Source organism: Bradyrhizobium sp. URHC0002 (genome assembly GCF_054059515.1).
Genome location: NZ_JBSSCF010000001.1, coordinates 1443849 through 1456420, shown reverse-complemented (window position 1 = coordinate 1456420; position 12572 = coordinate 1443849). Strand labels below are relative to the sequence as shown.

General features: G+C 64.9%; 9 protein-coding genes and 1 pseudogene. 7 read left to right on the top strand and 3 right to left on the bottom strand.

Annotation, left to right across the window (positions count from 1 at the left end):
- Nucleotides 1-405 precede the first annotated feature (405 nt).
- The 5 genes and pseudogenes from ACVWVY_RS06945 to ACVWVY_RS06925 all read left to right on the top strand — a co-directional run bounded on the left by ACVWVY_RS06945 (nucleotide 406) and on the right by ACVWVY_RS06925 (nucleotide 6492).
- Complete coding sequence (locus ACVWVY_RS06945; RefSeq protein WP_456625675.1) at nucleotides 406-2544, top strand: ATP-binding protein; 2139 nt, start codon at nucleotides 406-408, stop codon at nucleotides 2542-2544.
- Between the two features lie 78 nt (nucleotides 2545-2622).
- A pseudogene (locus ACVWVY_RS06940) lies at nucleotides 2623-4618 on the top strand (ABC transporter ATP-binding protein/permease).
- A 217-nt stretch (nucleotides 4619-4835) separates the two neighbouring features.
- Entirely contained in the window at nucleotides 4836-5663 is an 828-nt protein-coding gene (locus ACVWVY_RS06935) for an FkbM family methyltransferase (protein WP_456632126.1), read from the top strand.
- Between the two features lie 42 nt (nucleotides 5664-5705).
- Nucleotides 5706-6092 carry a VOC family protein gene (locus ACVWVY_RS06930; RefSeq protein WP_456625674.1) on the top strand — a complete coding sequence of 129 codons (387 nt, stop codon included), beginning with the start codon at nucleotides 5706-5708 and terminating at the stop codon, nucleotides 6090-6092.
- Nucleotides 6093-6261: 169 nt separating this feature from the next.
- The gene (locus ACVWVY_RS06925) at nucleotides 6262-6492 is read left to right on the top strand and encodes a hypothetical protein (RefSeq protein WP_456625673.1); all 231 of its coding nucleotides are present in this window, start codon (nucleotides 6262-6264) and stop codon (nucleotides 6490-6492) included.
- Between the two features lie 680 nt (nucleotides 6493-7172).
- On the opposite strand, the gene ACVWVY_RS06920 is transcribed toward ACVWVY_RS06925, so the two are convergent.
- Complete coding sequence (locus ACVWVY_RS06920) at nucleotides 7173-7310, bottom strand: hypothetical protein (protein WP_456625672.1); 138 nt, start codon at nucleotides 7308-7310, stop codon at nucleotides 7173-7175.
- Between the two features lie 238 nt (nucleotides 7311-7548).
- On the opposite strand from ACVWVY_RS06920, the gene ACVWVY_RS06915 reads away from it, so the two are divergent.
- Nucleotides 7549-8727 (top strand): OmpA family protein, encoded by a 1179-nt coding sequence (locus ACVWVY_RS06915; RefSeq protein WP_456625671.1) that lies wholly within the window; start codon nucleotides 7549-7551, stop codon nucleotides 8725-8727.
- 155 nt (nucleotides 8728-8882) lie between these two features.
- Here ACVWVY_RS06915 and ACVWVY_RS06910 read toward each other — a convergent pair whose 3' ends face one another.
- On the bottom strand, nucleotides 8883-9839 hold the full coding sequence (locus ACVWVY_RS06910) for a homocysteine S-methyltransferase family protein (protein ID WP_456625670.1): 957 nt from the start codon (nucleotides 9837-9839) through the stop codon (nucleotides 8883-8885).
- 229 nt (nucleotides 9840-10068) lie between these two features.
- Between ACVWVY_RS06910 and ACVWVY_RS06905 the strand changes: the two genes are divergently transcribed.
- Entirely contained in the window at nucleotides 10069-10689 is a 621-nt protein-coding gene (locus ACVWVY_RS06905) for a TetR/AcrR family transcriptional regulator (RefSeq protein WP_456632125.1), read from the top strand.
- Nucleotides 10690-10713: 24 nt separating this feature from the next.
- On the opposite strand, the gene ACVWVY_RS06900 is transcribed toward ACVWVY_RS06905, so the two are convergent.
- The gene (locus ACVWVY_RS06900) at nucleotides 10714-12471 is read right to left on the bottom strand and encodes an alkaline phosphatase (RefSeq protein WP_456625669.1); all 1758 of its coding nucleotides are present in this window, start codon (nucleotides 12469-12471) and stop codon (nucleotides 10714-10716) included.
- Between the last annotated feature and the right edge of the window lie 101 nt (nucleotides 12472-12572).

Here is a 12572-nt window from a genome sequence, read left to right as displayed (position 1 = left end):
GCCCAAGAAGCTGCGTCGCAGCTTGTCCGCAAGCCAGAACGCAAAAATAGCAGCGAACGAGAGAACGAATAATTCTCCGGTCAGCACAAAAGCCTGTTCTGCCACTGACATGAGTCCCTCCCTGGCTGATTGTTCGTCCACCGGTTGATGCCGGCGCACGACTGCCGGGTGGCAGCCCTCGATACATTGCCTGCAACCGCCAACCCGACATTGCGATGGATCAAATCAGGAACCGTCACCGTCCCCCGGGCCGCTCGACGACCGCATGGATGCCGTCCCGGGCATTTGCAATTTGAAGCAAATCAGGCGCGACAAGATCGGCGCGGCAAGCCATCGCAGTTCCATCGACGGGACTTTGTTCCCAATCGAAGATTGCGTTAAGCTCGGTGCGGAGCCGGAGCGAACGTGCCGACCGCGCAACGCAATTCGCTGAGACTGCTGCAATGGATGATGGTCGCTTCGCTGGCCCTTCCGTTGGCGCTGTTTGCATTTGCATCCACCGCCTCCTGGGTCTCGATCCGCGAAACCGCCGACCGCGAGATCGAACGCGCGCTGGATGTCGCCCACGAACATGCGCTGAAAGTATTCGAGACCATCGACCGCAGCCTGTCGGAGATCGCCGAGATCGTCCGCGACGTTCCCGATACCGACATCGTTGCGCGCGAGCAATTGCTGCATCTGCGGCTGAAGCAACTGGTCGCTTCGCTGCCGCAGGTGAAATCAGCCTGGATTTTCGACGCCAAGGGCCACGCCCTCGTCAACAGCCTGGTCGTGCCGGCGCCCGAGATCGATTTTTCCGACCGGGACTATTTCAAGGCCCACGTGGCCAGCGATATCGGAACCTTTATCGGTGAAGCGCTGAAGCCGCGGCCGCCCTATCAGGGCGCTGCGTTCTTCGGCGTCAGCCGACGGCGCCCGAGCGAGGACGGCAGCTTCGGCGGCGTGCTGCAGGCTTCCGTGTTCCCGGAGTATTTCGAGAATTACTACGCCCGGATCGGCCGCGAGACCGGCAGCTACTTCGCGCTCGGCCGGACGGACGGCACCGTGCTGGCGCGTTTCCCCGCCATCGACCGCGACATCCGTCTCGACCCCAGGGGTCCGATCGGGAAAATAATCGCCGCCCACCCAACGGCCGGCCTCATCACCGTGACGTCGCCGACCGACGGCGTCGAGCGCCGCCTCGGCTACCGGCGGCTTGCCGAATACCCGCTCTATGTCGGCGCCGGCCTCGAGACCTCGGCGATACGCGCGCGCTGGCTGTCCACCATGAGTCAGCATCTGATCTTCGGCGCGCCAGCCACTGCGCTGCTGTTTGCTCTGCTGGGGCTCGCCTTGCGCCGGACGCGGCATCTTCATTTCGAGGCTGAGAAGCGGCAGGTGGCCGAGGATGCACTGAAGCACGGCCAGCGGCTGGAGGCGCTGGGCCAGCTCACCGGCGGCGTCGCGCACGACTTCAACAATCTGCTCACGGTGATCCGAGCTTCCGTGGACCTGTTGCGGCGGCCCGACCTGCCGGAGCCGAAACGGCTGCGCTATATCGAGGCGATCTCGGATACGGTGACCCGCGCCGCCAAGCTGACAGGGCAATTGCTGGCCTTCGCCCGGCGGCAGACGTTGAAGCCGGAGGTGTTCGAGGTCGGGCGAAGCGTGCAGACGCTGGCCGAAATGATCGGCACCCTGATCGGTTCGCGCGTCGAGATCGTCATCCTCGGCCCGGAAGAACCGTGCTTCGTCAACGCCGACGCCGGCCAGTTCGAGACCGCCATCATCAACATGGCCGTGAACGCGCGGGATGCCATGGAGGGACGTGGACGGCTGACGATTGCGGTGGGAATGGCGGCCAGCCTGCCCAACGCCGCGCCCCTGTCGCAAAATCCCTATGGCTATGTGGCCGTATCGGTCGCCGACACCGGCAGCGGTATTCCGCCGGATCAGTTCGAACGTATCTTCGAACCGTTCTTCACGACCAAACAGGCCGGCCATGGCACCGGGCTTGGCCTGTCGCAGGTATTCGGATTCGCCAAGCAATCCGGCGGCGAAGTAGCCGTCGCCAGCGAAGTGGGCAAAGGCAGTATTTTCACGCTGTACCTGCCGCGCACCGCCGACAGCGGGAAATCGCGAAAGTTGCCGGCGGATGCGCCGGCGATCGATGGAAGCGGAATGTCAGTGCTCGTCGTCGAGGACAATGCCGAGGTCGGACGATTCACCACCGACGCGCTGGCCGAACTCGGCTACGCTGCCAAGCTCGTCGGCAACGCCACGCATGCGCTCGAAGAACTGGCGGTCGATGCTGACCGCTTCGACGCGGTGTTCACGGACGTCGTGATGCCCGGGATGACCGGCATCGAACTGGCCCAGGAAATCCGGCGCCGCCATGCCGACCTGCCGGTCGTGCTGGCCAGCGGCTACAGCCACGTATTGTCGGAACACGGCAGCTACGGTTTCGAGCTGCTGCAAAAGCCCTACTCGATCGAGCAGCTCTCCCGCGTGCTGCATCGGACAGGCCGCCTGCGAAAAGTGAGGCGCGCCGACGAAGCGATTTGAATTGGTTTCCCGTCGTTGCGGAGACGCGAGCAGCCGGAGCTGCCCGGGAACCATCTGATTTTCTTTGCGTTACCGGCCATGATCAAATCCGATGCAAAGTCCAAACCGCGCGGTAAAAAAGCCGGCGTGAAGAAGCCCGCTGAGTCCGAAACGAAATCGGAATTCGTGGAAGTCACCGCCGAAGGCGGTGAACACGTCGAACCGCCGCCGCCGGAGGTTGTCGAACCGGATCCTGAATTATCGCCGGAAGAAGCCGAGCAGGCGCGCAAGGATTATCTGCTGACGCGGTTCTGGATCAGCGCGCGCGGCTATTGGGGCAGAAGCGGCGACCGGCTGGCGTGGCTGTTTACGATCGGGCTGCTGCTCCTGATCGTCGCCAATGTCGGCTTTCAATACGGCATCAATGTCTGGAATCGCGCGATCTTCGACGCCATCGAGAAGCGCGATTCCGCCACCGTTTATTATCTCGCCGCAGTGTTCTTTCCGCTCGCGATCGGCAGCGTGCTGCTCGGCGTGGCGCAGGTGTTCGCCCGCATGGGCATCCAGCGCCGCTGGCGCGCCTGGCTGACAAATTCGGTGATATCGCGCTGGCTGGCGAGCGGCCGTTACTACCAGCTCAACCTCGTCGGCGGCGATCACCAGAATCCGGAATATCGGATTGCCGAAGATCTGAGGATCGCGACCGACTCGCCGGTGGATTTCGTTGCCGGCGTCACCTCGGCATTGCTGTCGGCCGCGACCTTCATCGTGGTGCTCTGGACCATCGGCGGCGCGCTGACGGTGACGCTCGCGGGGTCGACGATCACCATTCCCGGCTTTCTCGTCATTGCCGCCGTGCTCTACGCCGCGATCGCCTCGGGCTCGATCATGGCGATCGGACGCAGCTTCGTGCAGGTGTCCGAAGACAAGAACCAGGCCGAGGCCGAATACCGTTATGCGCTGACGCGCGTGCGCGAGAACGGCGAAAGCATCGCGCTGCTCGGCGGCGAGGAGGAAGAGCGCGACGGCATCGACAAGACCTTTACAAAGGTTCTGCGGCAATGGGCGCGGCTCGCCGGCCAGCACATGCGCACCACGCTGGTGTCGCAGGGATCGAGCCTGATCGCGCCCGTGGTTCCGCTGCTGCTTTGCGCGCCGAAATTTCTCGACGGCAGCATGAGCCTCGGACAGGTGATGCAGGCGGCTTCCGCCTTCACCATCGTGCAGACTGCGTTCGGCTGGCTGGTCGACAATTATCCGCGGCTCGCCGACTGGAACGCCTGCGCACGCCGCATCGCTTCGCTGATGATGTCGCTCGATGGGCTCGAGCGCGCCGAGCAGGGCGACGGCATCGGCCGCATCAAGCGCGGCGAGACCGAGGGCGACGCCATGCCTGAGCCTCAACGATCTCTCCGTCACGCTCGATGACGGCACCGCGGTGGTCGGCGAAACCGAAGTGGTGATCGGGCCCGGCGAGCGCCTGCTGGTAGCCGGCGAGTCCGGCACCGGCAAGAGCACGCTGGTCCGTGCGCTGGCTGGGCTGTGGCCATGGGGCGGCGGCAGCGTCAACTTTCACCCCGACCGCCGGCTCTTCATGTTGCCGCAGAAACCCTACATTCCGTCCGGCACGCTGCGGCGCGCGATCGCCTATCCCGGTGCGGCTGACGACTGGACCGTCGAGGGGATCGGCGAGGCCCTGCACAAGGTCGGCCTCGATCATCTGAAGGAGAAGATCGAGGAAGACGGGCCGTGGGACCAGACGCTGTCAGGCGGCGAAAAGCAGCGGCTGGCGTTTGCGCGTCTCCTGCTGCACAACCCCGACATCGTGGTGCTCGACGAGGCGACGTCGGCGCTCGACGAAAAGAGCCAGGACAAGATGATGGAGATCGTCATCCGGGAGCTGCCGAAAGCGACTATCGTCAGCGTCGCCCACCGCGTAGAGCTGGAGGCGTTTCACAGCCGCAAGATCGTGCTGGAACGGCGCAAGGGCGGCGCCAAACTGGTCAGTGACATCGACCTGATCCCGCGCAAGGGCAAACGCCGCCTGCTCGGCCGCTTCCTGCGCCATCGCAAGGCCACGAAGAAGGCGGCGTAGCATTTCCGGTCACATTTCGCCGTCATCACCCGCGAAGGCGGGTGATCCAGTATTCCAGAGAAGGCGGTTATAGAATCGAAAGGCCGCAGTGTACTGGGTACCCCGCCTTCGCGGGGTATGACAGCCGAGGGGATGATGCGCCTAACCACCCTCAGAGCCTCGTTGGAGTCGCGTGCAAAACCGGCTATGCATGCGCCGCTTCACCGAGGACACAGGTTTGACGCCCGACAACGACCCTTCGCCCGCGCCGTTCGGCGCATTCGCCCCGAATGCCGCACAGGCCGCGATCATTTCACTGGCCCACCGTTCGCGGCTGAAGCGCGGCGCCTTTCGGCCCATGCTGTCGCGGCTGGTGAATCTGCTGCGTGCGGGTCCGGTCGACGTGCCATACCAGGGCGCCTCGTTCCGCTTCTACCATCAGGCCAGCGCCACCGAGCGCGGCGCGCTGTTCAATCCCGCCTACAATATCGAGGAGCTGGATTTTTTGCGCGCGCATGTTCCTGCCGGCGGCGTCTTCATCGATGTCGGCGCCAATGTCGGCACCTATGCGCTGGCGCTGGCCCGTCACGTCGGCGCCGCCGGCAAGGTGATCGCGATCGAGCCGCATCCGGTCACCCATGCGCGGCTCGCTTTCAACAATGCCGCCTCCGGCACCACCCAGGTGCGGCTGGTCGCAGCCGCCGCCGGCCCTGACGATGGCGAATTGCTGATCGAAACCGATGGCGACAATCTCGGCGCCAGCCACATCGTGTCGGGCGAGGCCTCCGGCAAGGCGATCAAGGTGCCGTCGCTGCGGCTGCAGCGCATCCTCGAAGAGGCCGGAGTTTCGCATGTCGACGCGCTCAAGATCGATGTCGAAGGTTTTGAGGATCGCGTGTTGACCGGCTTCTTCGCCAACGCACCGCAGGCATTGTGGCCCCGCGCGATCGTGATCGAGCATCTGTCAAAGGACGAGTGGCTGGGAGATTGCATCGCCGACATGCGCGCGCGGGGTTATATCGAGACCGGCAAGACCCGCAGCAACACGCTGCTGGCGCGAGGCTGAACATCCTTTGCCCGGCCATTGTTCAAACCGCAGGAGAGCTTGATGATCGACCACGTCGGATTTCCGGTTTCGGACTACGAACGCGCCAAGGCCTTCTATCTGAAGGCGTTGGCACCGCTCGACTACACCCTCGTGATGGAAGTCACGCAGGAGGAACACGCCCACGATTCCGCCGCGGGATTCGGCGTCAACGGAAAGCCCGATTTCTGGATCGGCGGCGAAGGCGGGTTGGACAAGCCGTTGCATGTCGCGTTCGTGGCGAAGGACCGGGCCACGGTGGACGCATTCCACAAGGCGGCCATGGCCGCCGGCGGGCGCGACAACGGCGCGCCGGGAATTCGCGCGCACTACCATCCGAACTATTACGGCGCGTTCGTGCTCGACCCCGACGGCCACAATATCGAAGCCGTCTGCCACGCGCCGGCCTAATCGCGTCTTCAAGCGAGAGCCTGCCCCGGACTTGATCCGGAGTGGCGCCCGGTTCGCGTCAGGAAAGCGGGTCACACTGAAAACTTATCGGTTCCATTGGTGAGGCGCGCGGGAACTCCGCGCGGGCCTCGCCGTTGTTGTTCCCTGAGTTGAAACTTCGGGAGACGTGATGCCGATTGAACCGCCGGAGATACCGCCGGCGACACCGGGACAACCGACCGAGCCGCCGCCGGAGATCCCGCCGGGCAATCCTCGCCCGGAGGCGCCACCACCGTTACGTGAACCTGGTCAGCCACCACAACCGCAAGAGTTGCCCGGCAAGACGCCGGATGAGCTGCCGACACGCGGACCGAACGGCCCCCGCACGCCGAATCCCGCCACCGATAGGGGGTCCGCATGAACGCACTGCCTGAACGCGCAATGAATAAGGATGCATGCAACCCATTGCGAAAATGAAATAAAAAGCATCCGACCATTTGTAGGTCGCCACAATCCGGCCTAATGATTAGCCGTTCAATCGACCAACTGACATGCCAATGAAGCCCGATCCGTTGCCGTCAGGCCTATTCCGGGGACCAAGGACACCATGACAAACCTTCGCATCCTGCTGCTCGCCACGACTGCCTTGACGGCGACGCAACTCGCGACCTCCGCATCGCATGCGCAGACCGCACCGCTCGTCGTGGCGCAAGCCAGGGAAGAAGGCGCCCCTGGCGCCAAGAAGGAGGCGCCGCCGAAGGGTGCGCCGCCGCCGGCTGCCGCACCGAAGGCACCGGCTCCTCCGCCACCCCCTGCCGCTGCACCTCCACGTCCGGCAGCCCCTCCGCCGCCACCGCCTGCTGCGGCTCCGCCACCGCGTCCAACGCCACCCCCGCCGCCTCCGGCGGCTGCGCCTCCTCCGCGTCCGACGCCACCGCCGCCCCCGGCTGCCGCGCCGAAGGCGCCGACTCCGCCCCCGCCACCCCCGGCGGCTGCACCTTCGCGTCCGACGCCGCCGCCGCCTCCTCCACCGGCAGCCGCGCCTGCGGCGCCGAAGCAACCGGCCGCACCGACGACACCACCCCCGCCGCCGCCTTCATCTCAGAAGGCGACGCCATCACCCGTGCCGCCGCCGCCACCGCCCCCGCCGGCTGGTGGTGTCAGGCAGCCGCCGGCACCCGCCACCACGCCGGCTCCAACAGCGCCGCCGACCGCCGCCCCGCCACCTGGCGGAAGCACGACGGCGCCTCCGCGTCCCGGCGCACCGACGACGCCTCCGAGTGCGGGCGCCCCGACGACAACGCCGACCGGACGACCCGGCGCGCCCGCCACACCACCGGCTGCCGGTACGACGCCGCCTCCGGCTGCTGGAGCGCCGCCCGCTGGCGCCCCGCCTACGGCAGGTGCTCCGCCGCCCGGCCAGCAAGGACGTCCAGGCGTTCCGCCCGGAACGGCCGCTCCGGCCGCACCGACAACTGTGCCTGGTGCACCCAGTGCCGCACGGCCGCCCACGCCTCCCCCCGGGGCCGCCGCACCAAGCGTCGTCCCGGGCTCGGCAGCCGCAGCGCCGCCGCCCGGCAGGGCGCAATTCGCTCCGCCGACGGTTGCACCCGCGTTCCGGGCCGCACCCACGGTCACAACGCCACTACCGCCACCGCCACAGCCACGGCGTGAAAACCTGACGCCGCTCGCGATCGGCGCGGGCGTCGTCGCAGGCGCCGTGGTCGGCGCGACCATCGCCAACATGCACAGCCAGCGACGGGAGGTCAGCGAGGGCGGCCGCACGGTCTACTATGAGCCGGACCGCGTCATCATCCGTGACCCGAGCGGACAGCAATACGTCCGCGGCAACGATCTCTATCGCTTCCGCTATGGTGCGCGCGACATCCAGACCCAGACCGTCGGCGGCGAAACCCGCACGGTCGTGATCCGGCCGGATGGCAGCGAGATCATCACCGTGGTCGGCAGTGACGGGCGGCTGCTCCGCCGCATCCGCCGCGACGACCGTGGCCGTGAGATCATCATCATCGACAACAGCTACCGCGATCCGCTAGCCGTCGGCGGCTTCTATGTCGATCTGCCGCCGCCAGTGGTCAACATGCCGTACGACCGCTACATCGTCGCCGCGGACGAAGCACCCCCGGAAGTGATCTACGAAACCCTGAGGGCGCCGCCGGTGCAACGGATCAACCGGCGCTACTCGCTCGACGAAATCCGCTACAGCCCCAATGTGCGGATGCAGATGCCGAGCATCGACGTCAACTCCATCAACTTCGCGACCGGTTCGTGGGAGATCCCGCCGGACCAGGCGACGAAGCTGCAGGTGATCGCCGACGGCCTGAACCAGGCGATCCAGGCCAACCCGCGCGCAGTGTTCCTGATCGAAGGTCACACCGACAAGGTGGGCTCCGACGTCGACAATCTGTCGCTGTCGGACCGCCGCGCGGAATCCGCCGCAACGCTGCTGACGCAGCAGTTCAACGTGCCGGCGGAGAACCTGACCTCGCAGGGTTATGGCGAGCAGTATCCAAAGGAGCAGACCGACGGGCCGAGCGAGATCAACCGGCGCGTCACCATCCGTAACATCACGCCGCTGCTCAACGGCGGACAGGCGTCGCTGCCGCCGCCCCCGCCCGGCACCGCGCCGCCGCGCTGAGCGCGGGCCATCACCAAATGAAAATGGCCGGGAGCAATCCCGGCCATTTTTTTGAGCTTCTCGTTTTGAGGCGTTTTCTACCGCAGATAAGTCTAGGCAGTCTGCACAAGCTTGATTGCTACGCGAACCGGCACTTCGCTCGAAAACGCGATTCGTCAGGCGCTGAGTGCGCGTGGTGGCACACAGGCCTCGCAAATCGCCCTGGCGTGCCGATGATCGGTGCCGCAGCAGCCACCAAGAATACGCATCTTCGGGAACGCACCTCTGAGATTGAGGTAACGCCGCCCGAGGTCGGACGGATCTCCCGAATCCAAAGTTACGGATTCGTCGAGCTCGGCGTGGCTCTTCGTCGAGGCATTCGCCCTGACGCCATGGATGCGCGCCGTCCAGGCTTCGCCCGCCTTCAACGCATCCTCAAAATGCGTTGGATGCGCGCAGTTGATCAGGAAGTATTCGGGCGCTCCATCCGTCTCGCGATCGACGGTCTCGATCGCCTCGCGCAACGTCTCTCCCTTCACCAGACGGCCATTGGTCTCCACGGTGAATGCGATGGCCGCCGGAATCCGCTGCGCCCGCGCCGCGCGTGCGATACCGACCGCTTCATTGATGCCTGTGAGCGTATAGGCCGTGACCATGTCGGCACCGCCCTCGACGAAGGCGGCGATCTGCGCCTGATGATAGGCCTCGGCTTCGTCGGCTTCCATATTGCCCGCCTTGTAGCCATCGCCGCGCGGGCCAATCGCGCCGCTGATCACGCAGGGTGCGCCCGGCCGCTCCCAGCCGGCGCGCAACTCCTCGAGGAATGCGATCGAGCGGGCATTGATCGCCTTGAGCGCGGACGCGTCATAGCCGAGCTTGGTGCCCCAATCCGGATTGGCGCGCCACGTCGGGCTGTCGAGCACGAAACCGACCCCATGCTCGCGCGCGACCGCGAGATAGCTCGCGTAATACTGCTTCAACTGCTGCCGGCCTTCGGCGCTGTCGAGCAGCACGAAGGCGGCGAAATGCGGCAGCTCGATTCCCTGGTGAAAAATAAGCGTCGTTTCCATGCCGCCATCGGTGAGGAAAATGCCACCGCGCCGTTGTGGAAGATCGTCTCTGTATTTGGCCATCTCAACATCTCCGGAACTTTTCCATGCCGTCGATAGGTCTCCCCTGCCCCAGTCTGGGTCGGGCGATGTTGGTGCCTCATAGTGTCGCGGCTTCCTAGCCGGCTCGTGGTGCTGATGAACGCGAAACTGCAAAATGGTATAAATTCAAATGGTTTGCGGTTGCGGCGCGAAACCGCCGCATCGCCGGCAATGGAGAAACCGTACCGTGAGTACAGTTTTCGAGAAGCGGATGGGAAAGGGCGAGGCAACGCGCGAGCGAATTCTCGAAATCGCGGAGGCGGCCGTTCTCGCCAAGGGATTTGGCGCCACCTCGATCGAGGAAGTGATCGCGGAGGCCGGCCTCACCAAGAGTGGCTTCTTCTACCACTTCAAGGACAAGAATGCGCTCGCCCATGAAATGCTCCGCCGATATGTCGCGACCAACGATCGGCTGTTCGACGAAATCTTCGCGCGCGGTCATCAGCTCTCCGACGATCCGCTGCAGGCCTTCCTCATTTCACTGAAGCTGCTCGCAGAAACGATGGCCGACTTGCCGAGCGGGCATCCGGGCTGCCTGATCGCGAGCATCTGCTATCAGGAACGGCTGTTCGATCGCGAGGTTCGCGAGTTGACTGCGCAATCCGTGCGCGACTGGAACGCGCGCTTTCGCAAGATTCTTGACGGCATCGCCGCGGTGTATCCGCCGAGAGAGCCGGTCGACCTCGACGATGTCGCCGACATGCTGTCCTGCATCGTCGACGGCGCCATCATCATGTCGAAGACGCTGAACGATCCGAGCCGCCTCGAACGGCAGATCCTGATCTTTCGAAGCTGCGTCAAACTGATGTTTACTGCGCCGTCGGTCTCCTGACGCGCAACCAGCGCTGCCGCGAAGCTACGGTCCGGCCGCCGCGAGCCCAAGTGCGTCGGCCATGACACGGAAGACTTCGGTATTGTCCATCGAGCCGCGCACCCGATCGCTCCCCGGCCCGGTGGCGGTCAGGATGACGTCCTCGCCGGAATGCACGCTGGCGCCGATCATCGCCGGCAGGTTGCCGAAGCGCAGCACGACGCCGGGAACATCCTTGTACTTGTCGTTGGCCTTGAAGCTCTCAGCCTGATCGCCCTTCGCGGTCGGCTCGTTCGGATTATCGAGCTTGGGGCGAAAGGTCTCGTAATGGTCCGGCAGGCTGGCGGAGAAGATGGCCAGGCGCTTGCTGACGTCGACGCGCGATGGATAACCCTCGGCATCGGGCGCCGGATAGTTGGGAAATCCAGCCTTCTCATACACACCGACGCGCTCACGCAGCGGCACGTTGGGCGTCGTGCTCATATCGTCATTGATGGTTCCGACCAGGCTGTTCGGGTGATTGTGATCCGCCAGCACCAGGATCAGGGTGTCATCACCGCGAGCGCGCGCCCAATCACGCGTCAGGCGAACGGCGTTGTCGAGCATGATCGTGTCGTAGACCGCGCGCTCCATGTCCAGCAGATGCGCATATTTGTCGATCATCCCGGACTCCACCATCAGGAAGAAGCCGGCCTCGTTCCGTGTGAGCACGTTCAGCGCAGCCTGCACCTGTTCGGTCAGGTCGGGTTGCTCGGGAAACTTCGCGACGCCGCCGCCCTTGAGAAACTTGCGGTCCAGCGCGCCATCCATGTTGCCGGCAGCAAAAAGCCCCAGCAATCGGCGCGTGTCCGATTTTGCCCCCGACGCTTCCAGCTCGGACTTTGTCATCGTCACTTGATAGCCGGCGTCGCGAAAGCGGGCGATGTAATCGATGTCATCCTTGCGTTTGGAGCCGCTTGCTGCCTGCGGCAGGAAATTCGCAGCTCCGCCGCCCATCAGGACGTCGGGCTTGGCGGCAAAATATTGCGCGACGATCTCGTCATAGGCGGCGCGGCGGCGGGTATGCGCCACCATCGCTGCCGGCGTAGCATCCTCGATTTCGGTATTGGTGACGATGCCGATCGCCAGGCCGAGCCGCCGCTTCGCCAGGCTGGTGATGGTTTCGACCCTGGGATCGTCGAGCGGACTTGCGGTTCGGTCCGCATAGACGCCCATCGCGTTGACGGCAGTCTTGTGGCCGGTGGCGTAGGCGCTGGCCGCATTCGCCGAATCGGTGATGATGGAATCGGAGCCTGCAGTAGCGACGAGGGCCATTTGGGGCATGTCATCGATGGCAAGCTTGCCGAGGCTCTTTCCTTCCGCGATGCCCTTGGACAGCAGCCGCGCCGCAATGCGATGCGAGGGCGACATGCCGTCGCCGATGAACAGGATTACGTTCTTCGCCTTGCGCGGGCCTGTATCGTAGACGGTCCATGTCACCTTGCGGCTGCCCGCGCCGTCACCGGCCTCGACAATGACAGGGCCGGGCGCGGTCAGCGCGACATCGCGGAGCAGCAGCGCCGACTGGTCCTTGCCGTCCTCACGCTCGACGAACGTTCCGGCCCGGCCGAACGCGGCGGCGTAGTCCTGGCCGTTGACCGTTACCTTCAGCTTCGCCGGATCGACCTTGTCGGGAAATTCGACCTTGAAGTCGAACTGCGCGCCGGCAAGGATTTCGGCGCGGTCGATGGGGTAGATCGTCTGGGCGCCGGCGGCCGACGCGCAAACCAGGATGACGAGAGTGACGATGGCAGGCTTGATCATGATCGAGGCTCCGGGCGGGCATAATCCATCGGCAGCCGTGGCGGCCGCTGCGAAGGAAAATGAAGGCGGGCAAATCTACCCGCTCCGGATGACGTGTCCAT